The 22,719-nt window shown below is 72.1% G+C and carries 22 protein-coding genes; 11 read left to right on the top strand and 11 right to left on the bottom strand.

Going from position 1 to position 22,719, the window contains the following annotated elements; all coding sequences use genetic code 11:
* Positions 1 to 20: 20 nt before the first annotated feature.
* Positions 21 to 1,136, top strand: a complete 1,116-nt coding sequence (locus LNK82_RS41060; RefSeq protein ID WP_230572279.1) for a sensor histidine kinase — start codon at positions 21 to 23, stop codon at positions 1,134 to 1,136.
* A complete protein-coding gene (locus LNK82_RS41055; RefSeq protein ID WP_230572278.1) occupies positions 1,133 to 1,840 on the top strand; it encodes a response regulator in 708 nt (235 codons plus the stop codon). The genes LNK82_RS41060 and LNK82_RS41055 overlap by 4 nt, the downstream gene beginning before the upstream one ends.
* Here LNK82_RS41055 and LNK82_RS41050 read toward each other — a convergent pair whose 3' ends face one another.
* Entirely contained in the window at positions 1,841 to 2,959 is a 1,119-nt protein-coding gene (locus tag LNK82_RS41050; RefSeq protein WP_230572277.1) for a glycosyltransferase, read from the bottom strand. It lies immediately after the preceding gene.
* An 89-nt stretch (positions 2,960 to 3,048) separates the two neighbouring features.
* On the opposite strand from LNK82_RS41050, the gene LNK82_RS41045 reads away from it, so the two are divergent.
* Positions 3,049 to 3,423 (top strand): hypothetical protein, encoded by a 375-nt coding sequence (locus LNK82_RS41045; RefSeq protein ID WP_230572276.1) that lies wholly within the window; start codon positions 3,049 to 3,051, stop codon positions 3,421 to 3,423.
* On the opposite strand, the gene LNK82_RS41040 is transcribed toward LNK82_RS41045, so the two are convergent.
* From LNK82_RS41040 to LNK82_RS41030, 3 genes are read right to left on the bottom strand one after another with little or no spacing between them, the layout of a single operon-like run.
* Positions 3,420 to 4,163 carry an ABC transporter permease subunit gene (locus LNK82_RS41040; RefSeq protein WP_230572275.1) on the bottom strand — a complete coding sequence of 248 codons (744 nt, stop codon included), beginning with the start codon at positions 4,161 to 4,163 and terminating at the stop codon, positions 3,420 to 3,422. The genes LNK82_RS41045 and LNK82_RS41040 overlap by 4 nt on opposite strands.
* Entirely contained in the window at positions 4,160 to 5,677 is a 1,518-nt protein-coding gene (locus tag LNK82_RS41035) for an ABC transporter permease subunit (RefSeq protein ID WP_230572274.1), read from the bottom strand. Before LNK82_RS41035 ends, LNK82_RS41040 begins: the two co-directional genes overlap by 4 nt.
* Complete coding sequence (locus LNK82_RS41030) at positions 5,674 to 6,597, bottom strand: ABC transporter ATP-binding protein (protein ID WP_230572273.1); 924 nt, start codon at positions 6,595 to 6,597, stop codon at positions 5,674 to 5,676. The genes LNK82_RS41035 and LNK82_RS41030 overlap by 4 nt, the downstream gene beginning before the upstream one ends.
* A gap of 157 nt (positions 6,598 to 6,754) precedes the next feature.
* On the opposite strand from LNK82_RS41030, the gene LNK82_RS41025 reads away from it, so the two are divergent.
* Together LNK82_RS41025 and LNK82_RS41020 are read left to right on the top strand one after the other, a co-directional pair.
* A complete protein-coding gene (locus tag LNK82_RS41025) occupies positions 6,755 to 7,903 on the top strand; it encodes a sensor histidine kinase (RefSeq protein ID WP_230572272.1) in 1,149 nt (382 codons plus the stop codon).
* Positions 7,900 to 8,589 (top strand): response regulator, encoded by a 690-nt coding sequence (locus tag LNK82_RS41020; RefSeq protein ID WP_230572271.1) that lies wholly within the window; start codon positions 7,900 to 7,902, stop codon positions 8,587 to 8,589. The genes LNK82_RS41025 and LNK82_RS41020 overlap by 4 nt, the downstream gene beginning before the upstream one ends.
* A 116-nt stretch (positions 8,590 to 8,705) precedes the next feature.
* Here LNK82_RS41020 and LNK82_RS41015 read toward each other — a convergent pair whose 3' ends face one another.
* On the bottom strand, positions 8,706 to 9,734 hold the full coding sequence (locus LNK82_RS41015; protein WP_230572270.1) for a LacI family DNA-binding transcriptional regulator: 1,029 nt from the start codon (positions 9,732 to 9,734) through the stop codon (positions 8,706 to 8,708).
* A gap of 381 nt (positions 9,735 to 10,115) precedes the next feature.
* Here LNK82_RS41015 and LNK82_RS41010 point away from each other — a divergent pair, with 381 nt between their 5' ends.
* From LNK82_RS41010 to arfA, 4 genes are all read left to right on the top strand, one after another.
* Positions 10,116 to 11,429, top strand: a complete 1,314-nt coding sequence (locus tag LNK82_RS41010; protein ID WP_230572269.1) for an ABC transporter substrate-binding protein — start codon at positions 10,116 to 10,118, stop codon at positions 11,427 to 11,429.
* A 67-nt stretch (positions 11,430 to 11,496) separates the two neighbouring features.
* The gene (locus LNK82_RS41005) at positions 11,497 to 12,462 is read left to right on the top strand and encodes a carbohydrate ABC transporter permease (RefSeq protein ID WP_230572268.1); all 966 of its coding nucleotides are present in this window, start codon (positions 11,497 to 11,499) and stop codon (positions 12,460 to 12,462) included.
* On the top strand, positions 12,459 to 13,325 hold the full coding sequence (locus tag LNK82_RS41000) for a carbohydrate ABC transporter permease (RefSeq protein ID WP_230572267.1): 867 nt from the start codon (positions 12,459 to 12,461) through the stop codon (positions 13,323 to 13,325). The genes LNK82_RS41005 and LNK82_RS41000 overlap by 4 nt, the downstream gene beginning before the upstream one ends.
* 7 nt (positions 13,326 to 13,332) lie before the next feature.
* Positions 13,333 to 14,835 (top strand): arabinosylfuranosidase ArfA, encoded by a 1,503-nt coding sequence (gene arfA, locus LNK82_RS40995; protein ID WP_308257490.1) that lies wholly within the window; start codon positions 13,333 to 13,335, stop codon positions 14,833 to 14,835.
* A gap of 55 nt (positions 14,836 to 14,890) precedes the next feature.
* Here arfA and LNK82_RS40990 read toward each other — a convergent pair whose 3' ends face one another.
* The 3 genes from LNK82_RS40990 to LNK82_RS40980 form a co-directional block, all read right to left on the bottom strand.
* Positions 14,891 to 17,281, bottom strand: a complete 2,391-nt coding sequence (locus LNK82_RS40990) for an ATP-binding cassette domain-containing protein (protein WP_230572266.1) — start codon at positions 17,279 to 17,281, stop codon at positions 14,891 to 14,893.
* A gap of 100 nt (positions 17,282 to 17,381) precedes the next feature.
* Positions 17,382 to 17,792, bottom strand: coding sequence for a VOC family protein (locus LNK82_RS40985; RefSeq protein WP_230572265.1), 411 nt, complete (start codon positions 17,790 to 17,792; stop codon positions 17,382 to 17,384).
* A 10-nt stretch (positions 17,793 to 17,802) separates the two neighbouring features.
* Positions 17,803 to 18,246, bottom strand: coding sequence for a helix-turn-helix transcriptional regulator (locus LNK82_RS40980; protein WP_230572264.1), 444 nt, complete (start codon positions 18,244 to 18,246; stop codon positions 17,803 to 17,805).
* 83 nt (positions 18,247 to 18,329) lie between these two features.
* Between LNK82_RS40980 and LNK82_RS40975 the strand changes: the two genes are divergently transcribed.
* Complete coding sequence (locus LNK82_RS40975; RefSeq protein ID WP_230572263.1) at positions 18,330 to 18,854, top strand: AAA family ATPase; 525 nt, start codon at positions 18,330 to 18,332, stop codon at positions 18,852 to 18,854.
* Between the two features lie 17 nt (positions 18,855 to 18,871).
* On the opposite strand, the gene LNK82_RS40970 is transcribed toward LNK82_RS40975, so the two are convergent.
* Positions 18,872 to 19,909 carry a sigma-70 family RNA polymerase sigma factor gene (locus LNK82_RS40970; protein ID WP_230572262.1) on the bottom strand — a complete coding sequence of 346 codons (1,038 nt, stop codon included), beginning with the start codon at positions 19,907 to 19,909 and terminating at the stop codon, positions 18,872 to 18,874.
* A 76-nt stretch (positions 19,910 to 19,985) separates the two neighbouring features.
* Here LNK82_RS40970 and LNK82_RS40965 point away from each other — a divergent pair, with 76 nt between their 5' ends.
* Complete coding sequence (locus LNK82_RS40965; RefSeq protein ID WP_230572261.1) at positions 19,986 to 20,807, top strand: alpha/beta fold hydrolase; 822 nt, start codon at positions 19,986 to 19,988, stop codon at positions 20,805 to 20,807.
* Between the two features lie 116 nt (positions 20,808 to 20,923).
* Here the strand turns inward: LNK82_RS40965 and LNK82_RS40960 are convergent, their stop codons facing one another.
* Positions 20,924 to 22,123, bottom strand: a complete 1,200-nt coding sequence (locus LNK82_RS40960; protein ID WP_230572260.1) for an MFS transporter — start codon at positions 22,121 to 22,123, stop codon at positions 20,924 to 20,926.
* Positions 22,124 to 22,319: 196 nt separating this feature from the next.
* Complete coding sequence (locus tag LNK82_RS40955) at positions 22,320 to 22,718, bottom strand: pyridoxamine 5'-phosphate oxidase family protein (protein ID WP_230572259.1); 399 nt, start codon at positions 22,716 to 22,718, stop codon at positions 22,320 to 22,322.
* Between the last annotated feature and the right edge of the window lies 1 nt (position 22,719).

The raw sequence follows: 22,719 nt of genomic DNA, 5'->3' as shown, positions 1-22,719 counted from the left end.
CGCGCGACTACTTTGGACCGGTGTTGGCCACGATCAAGCCGATCCGGCTCGACCTGCTGCTCGCGGTGGTGCTGACGTCGTTGACGGTGGCGACCACGGTGAGCCAGACCGGCGGCGGCTCCGACTGGGCGGCGTACGTGGTGGGTGGGCTGACCGTCGCGCCGATCGCGCTGCGCCAGCTCGCGCCGGTGGCCACCATGGCGGTGATGCTGGGCGCGTTGGCGTGCTACGGCGTGGTCGGGTTCGGCGGCCTGCCCAGCGGCGGCCTCGGCGCGCTGGTGGGCATGTTCACCGTGGCCACGCTGCGGTCCCGGCTCGTGGCCGCGGTCGTGTTCCTGGCGGCGGTGGCCGTGGTCGTGCTGGCGTTCCTCGGGCTGCCCGACGTGGTCGTGTGGTCGGAGGTGGCGCAGTCGGTGCTGGTCGTGTCGGGCGCGTGGATGCTGGGGGAGGGCACGAAGCGGTGGGCCCGGCGGGCCGAGCGGTTGGCGGAGGAGGCGGCGCGGGCGGTGGCGGACGAGCGGGTGCGCATCGCGCGCGAGCTGCACGACATCGTCGCGCACCACATGTCGGTGATCTCGTTGCAGGCCGGTGTCGCGGGGTACGTGCTGGACACCGACCTGGCGACCGCGCGCAAGGCGATCACCACGGTCGGCGACACGAGCCGTGAGGCGTTGACCGAGATGCGCCGCCTGCTCGACGTGCTGCGCGTGGACCACGACGACGACTACCGGCCGCAACCCGGGTTGGCGGCGCTCGAGGAGCTGGTGGAACGTGCCCGGGGTGCGGGGTTGCCGGTCGACGTGGTGATCAGCGGCGAGGTCCGCGAGCTGCAACCGGGGCCGGACCTGTGCGCTTACCGGGTGGTGCAGGAGTCGTTGACCAACGTGCTCAAGCACGCGGGGCGGGCCGAGGCGCGGATCGACGTCGACTACGGCGAGCAGACGTTGGTGCTGAAGGTGACCGACAACGGACGGGCGGCGCGGGTCGCGTCGGGCCCGGACCACCAGCCGCACGGCATCCGCGGGATGCGGGAACGCGCCGAGCTGTACGGGGGCGTGCTCACCGCCGGCCCGACGGCGGAGGGCGGGTTCGGCGTGGTCCTGCGGCTGCCCATGGGGGAGGTGGCGGCCCGGTGACGATCCGCGTGCTCATCGCCGACGACCAGGCGCTCATCCGGGCCGGCCTGGTCGCCCTGTTCACGGCCGCGCCGGGCTTCGAGGTCGTGGGCGAGGCCGCCGACGGCGGGCAGGCCGTGGCGCTGGCCGCCCGGACCTCGCCGGACGTGATCCTGATGGACATCCGGATGCCGGTCTTGGACGGGATCGCCGCCACCCGCCAGGTCCTGGCCGCCCACCGCGACCGCGCCGCCGACCCCGACCGGGCGGAGCCGCCCCGGATCGTCGTGCTGACCACGTTCGACCTGCCCGAGTACGTCTACACCGCGTTGGGCGAGGGCGCGTCCGGTTTCCTGGTCAAGGACACCCCGCCGGAGCGGATCATCTCCGCCGTCCGCACCATCGCCGCCGGCGACATCCTGGTCGCGCCGCACATCACCCACCGGCTGATCGAGACCTACGCCCAGCACCACCGAGCCACCGCCGTCGGCGCGCCGCAACTGGCCGCCCTGACCGCCCGGGAGACCGAGGTGCTGCGCCTGGTCGGCAACGGGCTGACCAACGCCCAGATCGCCCAACGCCTGGTGCTCAGCGAGGCGACGGTGAAGACGCACGTCAAGCGGATGATGGGCAAGCTGGCCCTGTCCAGCCGCGCGCAGGCCGTCGTGGTCGCCTACGAGAGCGGGCTCATCGTGCCGACGGGCAACCGCGACCGGACCGGGTAGTCAGCCGACCAGCCGCTCCAGCAACGGCACCGCCCGCGCGGGTTCGGGCAGGTCGAGCATCTCCGCCCGCACGCGTGCCGCCGCCGGCCGGTAACCGGGATCCGCCAACACCTCCGCGACCGCGGCCCGCACGTCCTCCGGCGTGGCGGCGACGGGGTCCAGCACCCGGCCCACGCCCAGCCGCGCGCACTGCTCGGCGTTCTGCGGCTGGTCGGCGCCCAACGGCAGCAGCACGGTCGGCAGGCCGTGCGCCAGCGCCCCGACGACGCTGCCCGAGCCGCCGTGCGAGATCACCAGGTCGCAGCGCGGCAGCACCGTTTCCTGCGGCACGTAGCGCTCGACGCGCACACCCGGCCGCTGCGGGCCGAACGCGGCCGGGTCGAGGTGCCGGCCCACCGTGGCGATCACGTCCACCGGCAGGTCGCGCAACCCCGCCAGCACCCGCGAGAACAGGTCGCCGGACTCGGCGTTGAACGCCGTGCCCAGGGTGAAGTACACGGTCGGCGGGTCCGACCGGCCGATGGGACCCACCGGCGGGCGGATCGGGAAAGCCGTGTCCGGCAAGGGGAACGCCGGATCGCGGAAGCTCGGCGGGAACGGCGACAGCAGCAGCCGCCGGTGCCGCATCACCAGGTCCGGGTCGGGCGGCAGGCCGAGCCCGGCGCGCAGCTCGCCGATCGGCTCGCCGACCACCGCCGGCCGCACGAACGCGCCCGACGCGATGACCTGCACGTTCGCGTAGGGCAACCCGAGCTTCTCGGCCGCGAGCACGCTGCCGAAGTCCACTTCCTCGCACACCACCACGTCCGGCCGCCACCGCTCGAACAGCTCCAGGTACAGCGGCACCCGCTCGGCCGCGCCCCGCCGCACGAACCCGTCCCGCAGCTCCTGGTCGTCCCGCTCCCGGTCGGGCGCGAGCAGCGGCCCGACCCGCGAGGGCTCGGGCCCTCCCTCCGCACCGACTCCGATCGCGGTGAACCCGGCGGCCTCGACCGCCTCGCGCCGGTTCGGCCCGGCCGCGACCGCCACGGTGTGCCCGGCGGCGGCCACGGCCGAGGCGAACGGCACCAACGGCTGGAAGTGGCCCAACCCGCCGATGAAGGTGAACAAGACACGCATCCGGTCAGCGTATCGATCACCCGACGGCGACGTGCACGACCAGCGGTCGGCCGCCGTCAGGGTAGGAGCCGTGCCCTAGCATCCGCGCCGTGGACAAAATCCGGGTCGGGTGCTGGTCGATGTTCGTGCTCGTCATCACCCAGGCGGCGTCGACGGTGCTGTCCGGCGACGTGGCCGAGCTCATGGTCGTCGGACTGTTCTTCAACGCCGTCGCCGCGTTCTCCACCTACCTGGTCCTGCTCCGCCCCGACCGCAACCGCTGGCCGCTGGTCGCCTGGGCGGCGGGCTTCTTCGGCTGGCACGTGACCGGCCTGCTCACCCTGGCCGGCGTGGCGACGACCGGGCTGGACGCGGTGTTCACCGTCGGCGGCGACCCGCGGCTCTCGATCCTCTACCAGGTGGTCCTGACGGTCCTGGCGGGCTTCGCCGTGCACCTGCTGCTGCCCCGGCCGACCAAGGCCTAGGCGTCACGCAGCCTGAGCACCAGACCGCCGACCAGGAGCGCGCCGGCCGCCCACAGCCCGAGCACGCCCAGACCCGCCCACGGGCTGATCGGCAGGCTCCCGACGTCCGTGGTGGCCTGCACCGCCAGCCCCGCCGTCATCGGGCTGATCCGCTGCAAGCGCTTGACCCAGTCCGGATCGGACACCACCGCGGCCACGATCGGGAACAGGTACAGCAGCCCGAGCACCACCCCGATGGCCGCCGCCGCGTCACGCACCACGACGGCCACGCCCAGGCTCAGCAGCCCGACCAGCACCAGGTAGAGCACGGAGCCGACGGCCGCGCGCAGCACCGGGCCGTCCGCCAACGACAGCACCGCGACCTCCGACAGGACGCCCCGCCCCGCCAGCACCGACACGAGCACCGCCGCCGCGCCCGCCACCAGCACCAGCGCACCGAGCACGGCCGCCTTCGCCGCCAGCACGGTCGACCGGCGCGGCAGCGCGGCGAACGTCACCCGGATCATCCCCGTGCTGTACTCGCCGCCCACCGCGAGCACCGCCAGCACGGCGACCACGGCCTGGCCGAACGCGATCCCGGTCAGGCTGGTCTTCGCCGGATCACCGCACCCCGTGTCGGCGCAGGCGACCGACGCCGCCACGCTCAGCGCCGCGGTCAGCAGCACCACGGCGGCCAGCAACCACGCCGTGCCCGCCACCGTGCGCAGCTTCGTCCACTCCACGTGCAGCGCTTCCTTCACGCGTCCCTCCTCCGCAGCACGTAGAACGCCACACCCAGCGCGACCGCCGTGTAGCCGCACAGCACCGCGAACCCGCCCAGCGGGCTCAACGGGAAGTAGCCGTCGGCGGGCGCGTAGTTCGCCGTGACCTGCTGGTACTCGGGCAAGCTCTGCTGGACGGCGAACGCGGCGGCGGGCGTCACCCGCAGCAGCCAGTCCGACGGCCCGGTCGGCAGCACGGACGCGATCGCCAGGATGTACGGCAGCACGATCGCCACGATCACCACCGTCACCGCACCCGCGCTGCGCCGCAGCACCGTGCCGACGGCCAGGCTGAGCACCGCCGCCACCGCGAGCAGCGCCGCCGTGCCGACGATCACCCGCAGCTCGGTCGCGGTCGGCACGGTGAACAGGAAGAACCCCTTGTCCACCTCGACCGCCCGGACCAGCGGCACCGTGATCAGGGCCGCGGCCAGCGCGGTGACGAACGTGACCCCCGCGATCACCACCGACTTCGCCGCCAGCACCCGGCCGCGTCGCGGGCTGGCGCTGAGGCTCGTGCGGATCAGGCCCCGCCGGTACTCCGACGTCATGAACGTCGCCGCGACCACGATGACCGCGATCAGCCCGGCGAACGCGCCGACCAGCCGACCCTCGACCGTCTTGCCGAGCCCGCCCCGCCCGGCCACGACGGGCGCGATGTTGCCCGACCCGCTCACCGTGACGCCGTCGGCGGTCTCCTCGAACCCGACCGGACCCGAGCGCGGCCCGCCCAGGCCGCCGACGTCGTCACCGACCCACTTCCGGTCCGGCCAGGAACCCTGGAGTTCGATCCGGTCGAACTCGGCGGTCGCCCGCGTCGGGTAGCTCTCGCCGCTGGCACTGGCGAACGACTCGGTGATCACCTCGTGGTGCGGCGAGGTCGCGAACAGCCCGGCCCGCACGGTCGACGGCAGCCCGGCCAGGGTGACCGCGCCGACGAGGTGCCAGGTCGCGCCGTCGGGCGACTCGTGGCCGGTGATCGTGTCACCCGACCGGGTCAGGCGCAGCCAGCTCGACGTCGCGCGCAGCGTGCCCGCGACGTCGCCGGTGAAGTTGTGCTGCAACCGCACCCCGTGGCCGCCGGTCAGCATCAAGGCGGCGTACGGCGATCCCGGCGTGGTGCTCGCCTTGATGATGATCCCGCCCTTGGTCCACGGCTGCGTGTCCTCGACCGGCGCCTGACCGTCCGAAGCGGACACGGCGGTCAGCGACGTCACGCGGGCGGTGATGCTGCCGTCACCGGTGAACGCCTGGTGCGCGAACGAGAAGTTGTCGATGACCGGCTCGCCGCCCGGACCCGTCGGCGGCGTGCTGCCCGCGCACGGCCCGCCGTCCGGGCCGCTGCACGAGAAGTTGCTCGCCGCCGCGGCGAACAACCCCATCAGGAGGATCACCAGCGCCGCCGCGATCAGGCCGACCACCCAGCCGCGCACGGTGCGCAGCTTCGTCCACTCGGCGCGCAGCAACTGCCCGAAGCCGTCCGGCCCGCTCATCGCGCTCCCTCGGCCGCGTGGAACTCGACCGCGTCCCTGGTCAGCTCCATGTACGCCTCTTCGAGGGACGCGCGGTGCGCCGACACCTCGGAGAACGGCACCGCGTTCTCGCCGAGCACCGCCACCACCCGTTCACCGGACAGCCCGGTGACGGTGAGCGTGTCGGCGCCGGTCACGGCGACCGTCGCGCCCGCCCGTGCCAGCGCCGTCATCGCCGGCGTGCGGGCGCTGGTGCGCACCGTGACCCGTTCACCGGACGCGGCCTCGATCAGCTCCGCCACGCCGACGTCCGCGATGACCTTGCCCCGGCCGACGATCACCACGTGGTCGGCGGTGTCCTGCAACTCGCTCATCAGGTGGCTGGACACCAGCACCGCCCGGCCCTCGGCCGCCAGCGACCGCAGGAAACCGCGCACCCACCGGATGCCCTCGGGGTCCATGCCGTTCACCGGCTCGTCCAGCACGAGCACCGGTGGGTCGCCGAGCAGCGCCGCCGCGATGCCGAGCCGCTGCCGCATGCCCAACGAGTAGCCGCCGGCCTTGCGCCGGATCGCCGAGGTCAGGCCGACCCGTTCGGCGACCTCGTCCACCCGCCGCGCGCCGAGGCCCTGCGAGTGGGCCAGCCACAGCAGGTGGTTGCGGCCGGTGCGGCTGGGTTGCAGCGCCGAGGCGTCCAGCAGCGACCCGACCTGCCGCAACGGGTGCCGCAGCGCCCGGTACGGCCGGCCGCCGACCAGCGCGCGGCCCTCGTCGACCGAGTCGAGGCCCAGGATCACCCGCATCGTGGTGGACTTGCCCGCGCCGTTGGGCCCGACGAAGCCGGTGACCCTGCCCGGGGTGACGGTGAACGTCATCCCGTCCAGCGCCACGGTCGGCCCGTACCGCTTGCGCAGCCCGGAGACTTCGATGGTTGCTTCCATGCCGGGAAGGCTAGGAGCGCGGCCAGGGTCCGGTCGTCACGCGGGAGAGCCGTCTGCGCCCTCGCTGACGTGGGGGAGGCGCGTCCCTCCTGAGGGGGACGTCGGTGTCACCACCTGCGGTGACGCATCGGCGTGGGTCGGCGACGACAATGACCCGGTGAGCGAAGAGGGGTGGGCCCGGAGGGTGGCCGACAGCCCGCACGTGCCGGGGGCCGCCGTGGTGCTGCTGGGCGCGGGCGCGGTGGGCGAGTCGGTGGCGCGGGCGGTGACCGGCGGCGCCGACCCGCAGCTCGTCCTGGTGCTCGGGGTGCTGGCCCTGGCGACCACCGCGCCGGCGGCGTTCCTGCGCCCGAAGCCCGCCGCGGTCGCGGTGTCGGCGGCGAGCGTGCTGTCGCTCGGGTTGTTCCACAGCCTCACGGCGGCGGGCCTGGCCGCGCAGCTGATCGTGCTGTACCGGCTGGGACGGGTGGGCGGACAGGTCCTGGCGACCTGCCTGGCCGCGCCCTACCCGGTGCTCGCCCTCGTGCGCGACGCGGACGCGGTGACCGTGCTGGCGGCGTCGTCGGCGTTGGCGGCGGGGTGGATCGGGATCGCCCGGTGGGCGCGCGGCGAGGCGCTGGTGCACCGGGCCGCGCGCCAAGCCGTGGCCGGGAGCCTGCTGGAGCACACCGCGCGCGGTGAACGTGCCCGGATCGCGCGTGAGCTGCACGACGTCGTGGCGCACCACATCTCGATGATCGCGGTGCAGGCGGAGACGGCCCGGCTGACCACGCCCGGCATGCCCGCCGCCGGCGCGCAGCGGCTGTCGGAGATCGGCGACACCGCGCGGGCCGGGCTGACCGAGATGCGGCGGCTGCTGGGCGTGCTGCGGGAGGACGCGCTCGCGCCGGAGGAGGTCGCCGACCGGCGCCCGCAGCCCGGGTTGCAGCAGCTCACCGAACTGCTCGACGACGTGCGCGACACGTCCGGCGCGGGCGCGCGGCTCATCGTCTCCGGCACGCCCGCCGCGCTGGACCCCGGTGTGGAGCTGGCCGCGTACCGGATCGTCCAGGAAGCCCTCACCAACGCGCGGCGGCACGCGCCCGGCGCGGCGGTCGACGTGGAGCTGCACTACACCGAGGAGGCGTTGAGGTTGCGCATCAGGGACAACGGGCCCGGCCCGCGCGGCGCGGCGCCGTCCGGCGGGCACGGGTTGACCGGCATGCGGGAACGGGCGGCGGCCGTCGGGGGCCGGTTGCGCACGGGCACGACGGAGGTGGGCGGTTTCCTGGTCGAGGCGAGCCTCCCGGCGGGGGCGGCCGGGTGAGTGCCGACGGGGTCGTGAGCGCCGCCGGGGACGCCGTCCGGGTCGTGGTCGCCGACGACCACCAGGTGATCCGCACCGGGTACGCCGCGCTGCTCGACACGCAACCCGACTTCACCGTCGTCGGCACGGCGTCCGACGGCGACGAGGCGGTGCGGGTCTGCCGCGAGCTGTCACCGGACGTGGTGCTGATGGACGTGCGGATGCCGGGCGTGGACGGCATCGAGGCCACGCGCCGGCTCGCCGACGGGCCGCGGGTGCTGATCCTCACCACGTTCGACCTGGACGAGTACGTCTACGACGCGTTGCGCGCCGGCGCCAGCGGCTTCCTGCTCAAGGACGTGACGGCGGAGCAGCTGTTCGACGCGGTGCGGGTCGTGGCGGCCGGTGAGGCGTTGCTGGCGCCGACCGTCACCCGCCGCCTGATCAGCGAGTTCGCCAGGCTGCGCCCGGAGCCGGCCACGTCCGGGTCGGCCCTGTCCACCCTCACCCCGAGGGAGACGCAGGTGCTGCGGCTGGTCGCGGAGGGCCTGTCGAACACGGAGGTGGCCGCCCGGCTGGTGGTCACGGAGGAGACGGTGAAGACGCACGTGAGCCGGGTGCTGAACAAGCTCGGCCTGCGCGACCGCACCCAGGCGGTGGTCGCGGCCTACGAGTCGGGCCTGGTCGTGCCGCGCTCCCGCCGTTAGCCCTCTCCTCCGCCTGAGCGTTCAACTCGGGGCACCTGAACGTTCGACACGCGCGCGAGTCCTACGTTCGCGTCGCGAGTGTCCTACGTTCGGAACAGGTGAGTTGAACGTTCGGGTCACGGGTGGGGAGTGCGGCCCAGGGTGCTCTGCCGGGCGATCAGCTTGTGCGCGGCGCGCACCTCGATGCCCGGCAACGGCCCGGTGCTGTCGATGCGCGCGAGCAGCCGTTCCACCGCCGTGGTCGCTATGGTCACCTTGTCCGGCGAGATGGTGCTGATCGTCGGGTTGGAGTAGCGGCCTTCCTCGATGTCGTCGTACCCGATGAGGGCGATGTCCTCGGGCACGCGCAGCCCGCGTTCCAGCACCTCGTGCAGCGCGCCGAGCGCGACCAGGTCGCTGTAGCAGAACACGGCGTCCGGCGGGTCGGCCCGGTCGAGCAGCACGCGCATGGCACCGGAGCCGTCGGCCCGGTTGAACCGCGGTGTGTGGATTATCAGCGACTCGTCCACCGGCAACCCGGCCTCGGCGTGCGCCTGCCGGTAGCCGAGCGTGCGCAGCTGCGCCGCCTCGCCGGTCGGGTACGGCTGGTCGCCGATGGCCGCGATCCGACGTCTGCCCAGGCCGATCAGGTGCGCGGTGGCCTCCCGGGACGCCGCCACGTCGTCGATGCCGACGTGGTCGAAGGTGCCGTTGGACGACCGCTCGCCCAAGACCACCAGCGGCAACGTCGGGTCGCCGTCGTCCAGGTCCTCCTGGGCCAGCCCGAGCGGGCTGAAGATCATGCCGTCGAACAGCAGCGCCCGCGCGCCGCGCCGGATCAGCTCGCGCTCGTGCGCCGGGTCGCCGTCGGTCTGGTCGATCAGGACGTTGTAGCCGCGTTCGCGCGCCCTCGGGATGATGGCCTGCAACAGTTCCGCGAAGTACGGCGTGTCCAGGTACGGCACGACCACGGCGATCTGCCCGGACCGGCCGTTGGCCAGGTTGCGGGCCAGCACGTTGGGCCGGTAGCCCAGCTCCGCGATCGCCCGCTCCACCTTCTCGCGGGTCCGCTCGGTCACCCTGGCGTAGCCGTTGACCACGTTCGAGACCGTCCGCGCGGACACGCCCGCGAGCTCTGCTACGTCACGCAGCGTGGCGTCGCGCATCGTTCTCCTCCGTCGGACCGGCGCGGCGGCCCTACCGCTACAGCGCTGCAAAAGAGTGTGCACGCCGACCTCCGCCGCGACAAGTCCCACCGCACGGTGATCCACAACCGTCTCAAATCTCGTTTGGATTAAGTTCACGTGAGGCCTTGCAGCGCGGCAAAACGCCGTCCATAGTGCTTTGCAGCGCAGCAATACCGGTGCCACGGCGGCAACCACGGTCGGTTCCCTGAACCCGCCGGCCGTGGCGCGACACCCGGACCCACGGCCCCAGGGCGCCAGAGCGCGCCTCACGGGGTCGACGCACACCTTGTACGTCTCGCTCACGCACCGTGATCGCGGTCGCGCGTGCACTGACGCATGCCGCGACGGAAAGGCGCACTCATGCTCGGCACCACATGGTTGGCGAAACTCCGAGGGGGGCTCGCCGCCTGCGGCCTGCTCGCCGTGGCCGCGTGCGGCGGGGCCGGCGGCGACGACGGCGGACCCGTGACGGTGTCCGTCTGGGCCTGGTACCCGGAGTTCAAGGGTGTGGTCGAGGCCTTCAACGCCTCGCACACCGACATCAAGGTCGAGTGGACCAACGCCGGCACCGGGGCGGACCACTACGCCAAGCTGAAGACCGCGATCACCGCGGGCAAGGGCGCGCCGGACGTGGCGATGGTGGAGTTCCAGCAGATCCCCACGTTCATCATCCTCGACGCCCTGGCGGACATGGGCGAGCACGGTGCCAACGAGGACAAGGGCCTGTACGCCGAGTGGGCGTGGGAGCAGGCCACCGACGGCGAGAAGGTCTACGCGATCCCGGTCGACGGCGGCCCGATGGCGTTGATGTACCGCAAGGACCTGTTCGACCAGCACGGCATCGCGGTGCCGACCACGTGGGCCGAGTACGCCGAGGCGGCCGTGAAGATCAAGGCGATCGACCCGAACGCGCACATCGCGAGCTTCGGCAGCGACGGCGGCTGGCTCAACGGCCTGATGTGGCAGTCCGGCTGCCGCCCGTACGGCTACTCGCACACCACCGCCAAGGACCAGGTGAAGATCAACCTGACCGCGCCGGAGTGCGAGCGGGTGGTCGACCTGGTCGGCGACCTGGTCGACAAGGGCCTCATGGCCAAGGACCCGTTCTTCACCGCCGACGCCACCGCCGCGCTGGACTCCGGCAAGTACTGGACGTGGGCCGCGGCCGGCTGGACGCCCGGCTACCTGGCGGGCTCGCTGAAGAACACCGCGGGCAAGTGGGCGGTCGCGCCGATGCCGCAGTGGACCGCGGGCGCGGACGAGCAGGGTGACTGGGGCGGCTCCACGTTCACCGTGACCAAGCAGGCCAAGAACCCGAAGGCCGCCACCACCGTGGCGCGCGAGCTGTTCGGCAAGTCCGACGCGGCCTGGCAGATCGGCCTGGACAAGGCGTTCCTCTACCCGCTGGTCAAGGACGTCGCGGCGGACCCGGCGTTCACCGGCAAGGCCTACGACTTCTTCAACGGCCAGAAGGTGAACGAGATCTTCGTGCCGGTGTCGGAGAAGCTGGGCGACTTCCAGTTCACGCCGTTCCAGGACTTCGTGTACGGCGAGCTGAACGACCGCAGCGCCGAGGCCATGTCGGGCAGCAGGCAATGGGGCACGGTGTTGGAGGAGACGCAGAAGAACGTCGTCGCGTACGCCGAGCAGCAGGGCTTCAAAGTCAGCAAGTAGCGCTCCGGCGGTCCGCCGCGGCGAGTTCGACGCCGCGGCGGGCCCAGGCCAAGTCAGGAGGTTCACCGTGACGCGGTCCACCCCGATCGCGGCGCCCGAGGCCGACGACCCGCCGGCCGCCGCACCGGTCGAATCCCGGGCGCGGCAGCGGTCGCGCCGGGTCACCGCGCACCCGGTGGCCGGGGCGCTGTTCGTGCTGCCGTTCTTCCTCGTCGTCGTCGCGTTCCTCGTCGTGCCGCTGGGCTACGCGTTCTGGCTCAGCCTGTCCAGCAAGAGCCTCGCCCTCGGCACCCGGTTCAGCGGCCTCGACAACTACGTGCGCGCGTTCACCGACCCGTTGCTGCTGGACGGCCTGCTGCGGGTCGTCCTCTTCGGACTCGTGCAGATCCCGGTCATGCTCGGCATCGCGTTGGCGGGCGCGCTCGTGCTGGACGCCGTGACCACGAAGTTCGCGGTGGCGTTCCGGCTCATCGCGTTCATGCCCTACGCCGTGCCCGCCGTCGTCGGCGCGCTCATGTGGGGCTTCCTCTACAGCCGCACGTTCGGCCCGTTCGCCGACCTGCCGACGCTGGTGGGCGGCGACCCGATCGACTTCTTCAGCGTCTCGCTGCTGCTGGTGTCGCTGGGCAACATCGTGACGTGGGCGTGGACCGGCTACAACATGATCATCCTGTACTCGGCGTTGCAGGGCGTGCCGCGGGAGATGTACGAGGCCGCGGTGATCGACGGCGCCACGCCGGTGCAGGTCGCGTTGCGGGTCAAGGTGCCCGCGATCAAGCAGGCCATCTCGCTGGCCGCGATCTTCACCGTCATCGGCACCATGCAGTTCTTCACCGAACCGCAGATCATGGCCCGGTTCGCGCCGCAGATCTCGGCCGGGTACACGCCGAACCTCTACGCCTACAACCAGGCGTTCGCCTACTCGGACTTCCACTACTCCGCCGCGCTGTCCTTCGCGCTCGGCTTCCTGGTGTTCGTGGTGGCCTACGCGTTCGTGTTCGTCAACAACCGCCGGCGGGGGAAGCGCGCATGACCATCGGCAGAGCCGAGAATCGGCCGAAGGTGAACACCCGGCTCCCGCACCTGTTGATGGGCGTGGGCATCCTGTACTTCCTCGTCCCGCTGCTGTGGGTGCTCATCGCGGCCACCAAGAGCCAGCCGGACCTGCTCGACAGCCCCGCGCTGTGGTTCGCCGAGTTCAACCTGTTCGAGAACATCGGGCTGCTGTTCCGCGAGGACGACGGCGCGTACGGCAAGTGGTTGGTCAACACCGCGCTGTACTCGGGCCTGAGCGCGGTGGGCGCGACGGCCCTGGCCGCGGCGGCGGGCTACGGCCTGGCCCGGTTCCGGTTCCCGGGCAAGAGGCTGTTCGAGACGGCGTTGCTGGGCATGATCATGGTGCCCGCCACCGCGCTGGTGCTGCCGACCTACCTTATCCTGTCCGAAGTGGAACTCGTCGACACGATGTGGGCGGTCATCCTGCCGTCGCTGCTCAGCCCGTTCGGCGCGTACCTGATCCGCGTCTACGTGGACGAGAGCGTGCCGGTCGAGCTGATCGACTCCGCCCGCATCGACCGGGCGGGAGAGCTGCGCATCTTCTGGCAGATCGTGGTGCCGATGATGCGGCCCGCCATCGTCACCGTCTTCCTGTTCACGCTGGTCGCCACCTGGAACAACTACTTCCTGCCGCTGGTGATGCTCAGCGACTCCGACCTGTACCCGCTGACCGTCGGCCTGACCACCTGGTTCAACACCGCGCAGCAGGAGGCAGGCACCCGCATGCTGTTCAACCTCGTGGTGACCGGCTCACTGCTGGCCATCGTCCCGCTCATCGTCGCCTTCGTCCTGCTGCAGCGCTTCTGGCGCAGCGGTGCGACGGCAGGCGCCCTGAAGTAGGAGCATCGTGCTCAACGCCTCCCTTTCCCTCAACCCCGACTACGTCATCGCGCCCGTGCGACGCCGCCTCTTCGGGTCGTTCGTCGAGCACATGGGCCGCTGCGTCTACACCGGCATCTACGAACCCGGCCACCCGACCGCCGACGAGGACGGTTTCCGGGGCGACGTGCTGGAGCTGACCCGTGAGATGGGGGTCGAGCTGGTCCGCTACCCCGGCGGCAACTTCGTCTCCGGCTACCGCTGGGAGGACGGCGTCGGCCCCGCCTCGCAGCGGCCCGTGCGCCGTGAACTCGCCTGGCACAGCATCGAGACCAACGAGGTCGGTGTCGACGAGTTCGTCCGGTGGGCGCGCAAGGCCGACGTCGAGGTCATGTACGCGGTGAACCTCGGCACGCGCGGTGTCGCCGAGGCGCTCGACGTGCACGAGTACATGAACCACGACGGCGGCACGCACCTGTCCGACCTGCGCCGCGAGAACGGCTCCGAGAAGCCGCACGGCGTGAAGCTGTGGTGCCTCGGCAACGAGCTCGACGGCCCGTGGCAGCTCGGCCACAAGACCGCGCACGAGTACGGCCGGCTGGCCGCCGAGACGGCCCGCGCGCTGCGGCAGGCCGAGCCGGACCTGGAACTGGTGGCGTGCGGCAGCTCCAGCTCGTCCATGCCGACGTTCGGCGAGTGGGAGTCCACCGTGCTGGAGCTGGCGTACGACGAGGTGGACCACATCTCGCTGCACGCCTACTACGAGGTCATCGACGGCGACGTGGACAGCTTCCTCGCCTCCGCCGCGGACATGGACCACTTCATCGACAGCGTGGTGGCCACCGCGGACGCGGTCGGCGCGCGGCTCAAGAGCAAGAAGAAGATCACGCTCTCGTTCGACGAGTGGAACGTCTGGTACATGAAGCGGTTCCAGGCCGAACCGCGCACGGAGTGGGAGGTCGCGCCGCGGGTCATCGAGGACCAGTACGACGTCACCGACGCCGTGGTCGTCGGCAACCTGCTGATCTCGCTGCTGCGGCACAGCGACCGAGTGGCCGTGGCGTGCCAGGCGCAGCTGGTGAACGTGATCGCGCCGATCCGCAGCGAGCCGGGCGGCCCGGCGTGGCGGCAGACGACCTTCCACCCGTTCGCGTTGACGTCGCGGTTGGCGCGGGGCCAGGTGCTGCGGGTGGAGACGTCCTCGCCGACGTACTCGACGAAGCGCTTCGGTGACGTGCCGGTGGTCGACTCGGTCGCCACGCACGACGAGGAGACCGGCGACACGGTGGTGTTCGTGGTCAACCGGCACCGGTCCGAGCCGGTCGACCTGAAGGTCGCGCTGGCCGCGTTCGGCGACGTCGGGGTGGCCGAGGCGTGGACCGTGCACGACCCGGACGGCTCGGCCACCAACACCGAGACCGACCCGGACCGCGTCGTGCCGAAGCCGCAGACCGCCACCATCGCCGACGGCGAGCTGCACGTCGTCCTGCCGCCCGTCTCGTGGACCGCGGTGCGCCTGGCGAAGGCGTAGCACGAGCGACACCGGTCAGGCACACCGGGAACGGGGGCCTGACCGGTGCGGCGTCTCAGGCTCCGACGTAGGCGGCGAGGTGTTCGCCCGTCAGGGTGGACCGCTTGGCGACGAGGTCGGCCGGCGTGCCCTCGAAGACGATCCGGCCGCCGTCGTGGCCCGCGCCGGGACCGAGGTCGATGATCCAGTCCGCGTGCGCCATGACCGCCTGGTGGTGCTCGATGACGATGACCGACTTGCCCGAGTCGACCAGCCGGTCGAGCAGGCCGAGCAGCTGCTCCACGTCGGCCAGGTGCAAGCCGGTCGTCGGCTCGTCGAGGATGTAGACCTCGCCCTTCTCGGCCATCTGGGCGGCCAGCTTCAGCCGCTGCCGCTCACCGCCGGACAGCGTGGTCAGCGGTTGGCCCAGCGACAGGTAGCCGAGGCCGACGTCCACGAGCCGGTCGAGGATCTTGTGCGCGGCCGGCACGCGCCCGTCGCCCGTCTCGAAGAACGCCTCCGCCTCGATCGCGGACATCGCGAGCACCTCGGCGATGTTCTTGCCCCCCAACGCGTACTCCAGCACCGACGCCTGGAACCGCTTGCCCTCGCAGTCCTCGCACGTGGACTCGACGGTCGCCATCACGCCCAGTTCGGTGTAGATGACGCCGGCGCCGTTGCACGTGGGGCAGGCGCCCTCGGAGTTGGAGCTGAACAACGCCGGCTTCACGCCGTTGGCCTTGGCGAACGCCTTGCGGATCGGTTCGAGCAGACCGGTGTACGTCGCCGGGTTGCTGCGCCGCGAACCGCGGATCGCGCCCTGGTCGATCACCACGACGCCCTCGCGGCCGGCCACGGAACCGTGCACCAGGGAGCTCTTGCCGGACCCGGCGACACCCGTGAGCACGCAGAGCACGCCGAGCGGGATGTCCACGTCCACGTCGCGCAGGTTGTGGGTGCCGGCGCCGCGCACCTCCAGCGCACCCGACGGCGTCCGCACCGAGTCCTTCAACGACGCCCGGTCGTCGAGGTGCCGCCCGGTGAGGGTGTCGGTGGCGCGCAGCCCTTCGACCGTGCCCTCGAACACCACCTCACCGCCGCCCGTGCCCGCCTTCGGCCCGAGGTCGACCACGTGGTCGGCGATCGCGATCACCTCGGGCTTGTGCTCGACCACCAGCACGGTGTTGCCCTTGTCCCGCAGCCGGAGCAGCAGGGCGTTCATCCGCTCGATGTCGTGGGGGTGCAGGCCGATGGTGGGCTCGTCGAAGACGTAGGTGACGTCGGTGAGCGACGAGCCGAGGTGGCGGATCATCTTGGTGCGCTGCGCCTCGCCGCCGGACAGCGTGCCCGACGGCCGGTCCAGCGAGAGGTAGCCGAGCCCGATGTCCACGAACGAGTCCAGCGCCCGCCGCAGGTTCACGAGCAGCGGCGCCACCGACGGCTCGTCGAGGTCGCGCACCCAGTCGGCCAGGTCGCTGATCTGCATCCGGCACAGGTCCGCGATGTTGCGGCCCTTGATCTTCGACGCCAGCGCCTCCTTGGCCAGCCGCGTGCCGTCGCACTCGGGGCACGTCGTGAACGTCACCGCCCGCTCCACGAACGCGCGGATGTGCGGCTGCATCGCGTCGACGTCCTTGGACAGGTACGACTTCTGGATCTGCGGGATCAGGCCGGAGTAGGTCAGGTTGATCCCGTCGACCTTGATCTTGGTCGGCTCCTTGTGGAGCAGGTCGTGCAGTTCCCGCTTGTTGTACTTGCGGATCGGCTTGTCGGGGTCGAAGAACCCGCAGCCGCGGTAGATGCGGCCGTACCAGCCGTCCATGCTGTAGCCGGGGATGGTGAGCGCGCCGTCGTTGAGCGACTTGCTGTCGTCGTACAGCGCGGTCAGGTCGAAGTCGTTGACCGCGCCCATGCCCTCGCAGCGCGGGCACATGCCGCCGAGGCGGTTGAACGTCGCCTTCTCGGCCTTGGTCTTGCCGCCGCGCTCGACCGTGATCGCGCCGCTGGCCTTCACCGACGGCACGTTGAACGCGTACGCGTTGGGCGGGCCGATGTGCGGCGTGCCGAGCCTGCTGAACAGGATGCGCAGCATGGCGTTGGCGTCGGTGACCGTGCCGACCGTCGAGCGCGGGTTGGCGCCGAGCCGCTCCTGGTCCACGATGATCGCCGTCGTCAGGCCATCGAGCACGTCGACCTCGGGCCGGGCGAGCGTGGGCATGAAGCCCTGCACGAACGCGCTGTAGGTCTCGTTGATCATCCGCTGCGACTCGGCGGCGATCGTGCCGAACACCAGCGAGCTCTTGCCCGAGCCGGACACCCCGGTGAACACCGTCAGCCGGCGTTTCGGGATCTCGACGCTGATGTCCTTGAGGTTGTTCACGCGCGCGCCCTGCACGCGGATCAGGTCGTGGCGGTCGGCGAGGAACGGCTCGGGCGACTGCGCTTGCGTCCTGGTGGCCTTGCTCATCGTGTCTCCATCTGGTTGTGCCGGGGCGCGTGGGCGTGGGGTGCGGTCACCCCGCTCCTGCGGACGTCGGAGCGGGGCGGCACTCGGTCGGACGTGCGGGTCAGCGCAGCTGCTGGATGCGGATCAGGTTGCCCGCCGGGTCGCGGAACGCGCAGTCGCGCACGCCGTAGGGGTGCTCGGTCGGCTCCTGGACGACCTCGGCGCCGTCGGCCTGGAGCTTGTCGAACGTGCCGTCGAGGTCCTTGGTGGCCAGGTTGATCCCGGCGTAGGTGCCCTTGGCCATCATCTCGACGATGGTGCGGCGCTCCTCGTCGGTGACGCCGGGGTCGGCGGCCGGCGGGTGCAGCACGATGGACGTGTCGGGTTGGCCGACGGGACCGACCGTGATCCACCGCATGCCCTCGTAGCCGACGTCGTTGCGGACCTCGAAGCCGAGGGTGTCGCGGTAGAAGGTGAGCGCGGCGTCCGGGTCGTCCTGAGGGAGGAAGGTCTGGTGAATGCTGATGTCCATGGCGATCACGCTAGGTGGGGTCCGAAGCGGACGCTTCTCGATTCCTGACCGGTCTGGTGACCTGCTTGGCCACGCACGCGGGCATGCCGTCCGTCTCGCCGGTCGCCTCGCGCCGGTACTCGCTCGGCGGCACGCCGACCAGCTCGGTGAACCGGGTGCTGAACGTGCCGAGCGACGAGCAGCCGACCGCGAAGCAGACCTCCGTGACGCTGAGGTCGCCCCGCCGCAGCAACGCCTTCGCGCGCTCGATGCGCCGCGTCATCAGGTAGGAATACGGTGACTCACCGTAGGCGCGCCGGAACTGGCGGCTGAGGTGCCCGGCCGACATGTTCACGCCGCGGGCGAGCGCCTCCACGTCCAGCGGCTGCGCGTACTCGCGGTCCATCCGGTCGCGGACGCGTCGCAACCGGGCGAGATCGCGCAGGTGCTGCGTCGCGGCGGAGGTGCTGGTCACGTGCGCGATCGTGCCACATGACGGTGCGTGGAGCAGGCGGAAACCCGGTGTCACGCGGCCCGGGGTCGTGGCAGTCTGCCGACGTGATCACGCGTGAGCTCCTGTTGATCGGCGGCGGCGCCGGCGTGGGCAAGTCGACCGTCGGGTGGGAGGTCTCCCAGGTGCTCCAGGGGCGCGGGACGGCGCACTGCCTGGTGGAGGGCGACTTCCTGGACCAGATCCACCCGGCCCCGGCCGACGACCCGCACCGGACCGGGATCACCGAGCGCAACCTGGCCGCGGTGTGGGCCAACTACGCCGCGCTCGGCCGGCACCGGCTCGTCTACACGAACACCGTGAGCGTGCTGGAGGAGCCGATGATCCGGCGTGCCCTGGGTGAGGGGGACGTCCGTTCCACCCTCGTGCTGCTCACCGCGTCGGAGGCGACGATCCGGGAACGCCTCGCCCGCCGTGAGATCGGCTCGCAGCTCGCGCCGCACATCGAGCGGAGCCTCGCCATGGCACGCGTGCTGGACGCCGACGCGCCGCCCGGCACCGTCCGCGTCGCGACCGACGGCAGGTCCGTCGAGGAGATCGCGCACGAGGTCGTGCACGCCGCCGGCTGGTGAGGCCAGGGCGGGTGAGCTCAGGGCAGTGAGGCGGGCAGGCCGAACGCCGGGAAGTGCTCCGCGCCGACGAACGACGTGACCTCCCGGATCAGGTCGCCGCGCAGGGTCAGCACGTTGATCGCCCACGCCGCGTGCGCGCCCGCGCCGCCGTCCCACAGGTAGCAGGCGACGGCGGGCTGGCCGTTGGCGCCGGTCGTCAGGTGCCGCCACGGCGGGCAGTCGCCCATCGGCACCCGCGCCACGAAGTCGCGGACCGCCTCGATGCCGTGGTACCAGTGCGGGAACGGCGGCATCGACCAGGTGACGTCCTCGGTCAGCAGCGCGACCATGGTGTCGGCGTCGCCGCGTTCGAGCGCGCCGGCGTAGTCGGCGACGACCTGCCGCAGGCGTGCGTCGTCGATCAGCCGCAACGCCTGCTGCTGCGTGCGCGCGGGCACCTTCTCCGCGACCACCCGGCGGGCACGGGCCAGCGCGGAGTTCACCGACGTGGTCGAGGTGTTCATCATGGCGGCGATCTCGGCGGCCGAGAACCCGAGCACCTCGAACAGCAGCAACGCCGCCCGCTGGTTGCCCGGCAGGTGTTGCAGGGCCGCGACGAAGGCCAGTTCGACGGCCTCGCGCTGCGCGTAGCGCCCGGCCGGCCCGCTGTCGCCCAGGCCCTCGTCCGGGTACGGCCCGAGCCAGGCGACGTCGGTCACCGGCGGGTTGTCGAGCACCGCGCGGTCGCTGGCCGGCCCGAGGTCCACCGGCAGCGCCCGCCGGCCGCGGCTCTCCGCCGTGTCCAGGCAGGTGCGGGTGGCCACTGTGTACAGCCACGAGCGCAGCGAGCTGCGCCCCTCGAAGCGGCCGAGCCCGCGCCACGCCCGCAGCAGGGCGTCCTGGAGGGCGTCGTCGGCGTCGTGGGTGGAGCCGAGCATGCGGTAGCAGTGGGCGTGCAGCTCGCGGCGCAGCGGTTCGACCAGGCGGGTGAACGCCTCACCGTCGCCCGCCCGCGCCCGCGCCAGGTCGGGCTCCTCGACACCGGTCGCGGAACTCGTCGGAAGAACTTCGTCCACGAGCGACGATTCTGCCCCACCCGGACGGTCACTACCGGCGAACGAGCACTTCAGAGGAGTTCCAGGAGGATCCGCGATGACCAAGACCGCCACCACCGACACCCTGCGGGTGCCCGACGCGCTGCTGCACTACGAGGTACGCGGCCGCGGACCGCTGGTCGTGCTCGTCGGCGCGCCGATGGACGCCAGGTCGTTCGAGCCGCTGGCCGACCTGCTCGCCGCCGACCACACCGTGCTCACCACGGACCCGCGCGGCATCAACCGCAGCAAGGTCGACGACCCGGACCGCGACGCGACGCCGGAGCTGCGCGCCGACGACCTGGCCAGGCTCGTCCGGCACCTGGACGCGGGCCCGGCGACCGTGCTCGGTTCCAGCGGCGGCGCGGTCAGCGTGCTGGCGCTCGCGCAGGCGAACCCCGAGCTGGCGCACACCGTGATCGCCCACGAGCCGCCGCTCGACCAGCTCGTGCCGGACCGGGAGGACCTGCTCCGGCGGACCGACGAGATGGTCGCCACCTACCTGTCCGGCGACGCGCTCGGCGCGTGGCGGCAGTTCATGGCCATCGCGAACATCCAGATGCCCGACGAGGTGATCGAGCACGTGTTCGGCGGTGAGCGCGACCCGCAGGACGTCGCCGACGAGCGGTTCCAGTACGAGCACATGCTGCGGCCGACCGTCGAGTGGGTGCCCGATTCGGAGGTGCTGCGCTCGGTGCCGAGCCGGATCGTGGTCGGCATCGGCGAGGACTCGGGTGGCGAGCTGTGCGAGCGCACGTCGGAGGCGCTGGCCGCCGTTCTCGGCATCGAGCCGACCAGGTTCCCCGGCGGTCACATCGGCTTCGCCGACGACCCGGACCGGTTCGCGGTCCGGCTGCGCGAGGTGCTGGGGGAGGGCTGAGCGGGTCGGCACTCGGTTCCGCGTCCGGAGCCGAGTGCCGTTGCCGGCGGCGGGTGGCTCCGGACGAAGGACTTCGCCCAGGCCGTGACCGACCGAGTGGCGGCCGGTGCCGGTGGCTAGGCGGGCACGCGGGGGCGGCCGACCAGGACCGACAGGGCGGCCACCGCCAGCCCGGCCAGGCTCAACGCCACGCCGACCCACGCCGTGGAGGTGTAGCCCCAGCCCGCGCCGATGGCCAGGCCGCCCAGCCACGCCCCCGCGCCGTTGGCGATGTTCAACGCCGAGTGGTTGGACGACGACGCCAGCGACGGCGCGTCCGGCGAGGCGTCCATCAGCCGCACCTGCAACGCCGAGGCCAGCACCTGCGACACGAGCCCGATCAGGAACACGGTCGCGAACGCCATCACCGGCGAGGTCGCGGTCAGCGCGAACACCACGAGCACGCCCGTCACCGCGATCAGCGCGCCGAAGACCGTGCCCATCACCGAGCGGTCGACGAACCGGCCGCCGACCGTGGCGCCGATCGTCATGCCGAGCCCGAACACCGCGAGCACCCACGGCACCGCGGAGGAGGACAGCGCGGTCACCTCGGTGGTGATCGGCGAGATGTAGGAGTAGACGGCGAACATGCCGCCGAACCCGATCATGCCGGTGAGCAGCGCGAACCACACCTGAGGTCGGCGGAACGCGCTCAGCTCGGCGGCCACGCTCGCGTCCCTCGGCGCCGGTGCCCGCGGCAGCCACCGGGCCACCGCCAACGCCGTCGCGACCGCGATCACGGCCACGGCGAGGTACGCGACCCGCCACCCGATCTGCTGACCGGCGGCGGTGGCGACCGGCACGCCGACCAGGTTCGCCACGGTCAGGCCGACCATGATCCGGGCGACCGCCGTGCCACGCCGTTCCGGTGGCACGAGGGTGGTCGCGACGACGGCCGCGATGCCGAAGTACGCGCCGTGCGGCAGCCCGGCCACGAACCGCGAGGTCATCAGCAGGGCGGCGTTCGGCGCGAGGGCGGACAGGCCGTTGCCCAGCGCCAGGGCCAGCGTCAGTCCGATCAGGAGCCCCTTGCGCGGCAGCTTCGCGGCCAGCCCGGCGATGAGCGGCGCGCCGACCACCACGCCGAGCGCGTACAGGCTGATCGCGTGCCCGGCCGTGGGGATGGAGATGTCGAACGTGGCGGCCATCTGCGGCAGCAGGCCCATGGTGGCGAACTCGGTCGTCCCGATCGCGAACCCGCCCAGCGCGAGGGCGGACATCGCCGCCCCGCCGCCCTTGCCACGACGAGTCACCGCGGACTCGACGGTCGCCGTCATGCGTCGCTCCTGTCAGCTGTCCCGAGTCGACAGTGACCGCGCGACGTGGATTCGTTAGCTACCGAAACGATTTTAGCCGTTCCGGTCCGACCAGCCCGCACGCGCACCGCGTGCCACTGCTCACACGTCACCGCCGACGCGAGCGGGGACGGTCGAGGCGACGTGCGAGCGCCGCCCCGACCGACCACCGCCCCGATCAGCCGCCCGCCTGAGGCCCCACGTCCAGGGCCGTGCCGTAGAGGCGGGTCGCGCGGAACGTGATGGTCAGGCGGCGGTCCGGTTCGAGGTCCGGGCCGTCCGTCGCCTCGACCAGTTCCGCGTCGCCCTCCACCACCGCGAACGACCACACGTCCGGTCCGCTCACGTGCAGCGAGACCCTCGGGTCGGCCCGGATCTGGCAGGCCTTCAGGCGATCGGCGGTGGTCGACACGCGGATGACCCTCTCCTTCGCGTCCCACTGGTAGAGCACGGTGGACAGGTGGGGGTGGCCGCTGCGCTTCACGGTGGCGAGCACGCCGAACCGCTGCGCGTCGAGCAGGTCCACGAGTTCGTCGTCGGTCAGGGTGCGGGGCGCGGGGCCGGCGTTGACGGTCATG

Origin of the sequence: Saccharothrix luteola, assembly GCF_020859565.1 — a bacterium.
Classification (GTDB): Bacteria; Actinomycetota; Actinomycetes; order Mycobacteriales; family Pseudonocardiaceae; genus Actinosynnema; species Actinosynnema luteola.
This window is presented reverse-complemented; position numbering and strand designations above follow the sequence as displayed.

Excerpts from the sequence above, each read along its gene's own strand:
- LNK82_RS41050 (WP_230572277.1), bottom strand. The coding sequence starts at position 2,959 with ATGCGTGTCTTGTTCACCTTCATCGGCGGGTTGGGCCACTTCCAGCCG.
- LNK82_RS41035 (WP_230572274.1), bottom strand. The coding sequence starts at position 5,677 with ATGAGCGGGCCGGACGGCTTCGGGCAGTTGCTGCGCGCCGAGTGGACG.
- LNK82_RS41030 (WP_230572273.1), bottom strand. The coding sequence starts at position 6,597 with ATGGAAGCAACCATCGAAGTCTCCGGGCTGCGCAAGCGGTACGGGCCG.
- LNK82_RS41015 (WP_230572270.1), bottom strand. The coding sequence starts at position 9,734 with ATGCGCGACGCCACGCTGCGTGACGTAGCAGAGCTCGCGGGCGTGTCC.
- LNK82_RS41010 (WP_230572269.1), top strand. The coding sequence starts at position 10,116 with ATGCTCGGCACCACATGGTTGGCGAAACTCCGAGGGGGGCTCGCCGCC.
- LNK82_RS41000 (WP_230572267.1), top strand. The coding sequence starts at position 12,459 with ATGACCATCGGCAGAGCCGAGAATCGGCCGAAGGTGAACACCCGGCTC.
- LNK82_RS40990 (WP_230572266.1), bottom strand. The coding sequence starts at position 17,281 with ATGAGCAAGGCCACCAGGACGCAAGCGCAGTCGCCCGAGCCGTTCCTC.
- LNK82_RS40985 (WP_230572265.1), bottom strand. The coding sequence starts at position 17,792 with ATGGACATCAGCATTCACCAGACCTTCCTCCCTCAGGACGACCCGGAC.
- LNK82_RS40965 (WP_230572261.1), top strand. The coding sequence starts at position 19,986 with ATGACCAAGACCGCCACCACCGACACCCTGCGGGTGCCCGACGCGCTG.
- LNK82_RS40960 (WP_230572260.1), bottom strand. The coding sequence starts at position 22,123 with ATGACGGCGACCGTCGAGTCCGCGGTGACTCGTCGTGGCAAGGGCGGC.
- LNK82_RS40955 (WP_230572259.1), bottom strand. The coding sequence starts at position 22,718 with ATGACCGTCAACGCCGGCCCCGCGCCCCGCACCCTGACCGACGACGAA.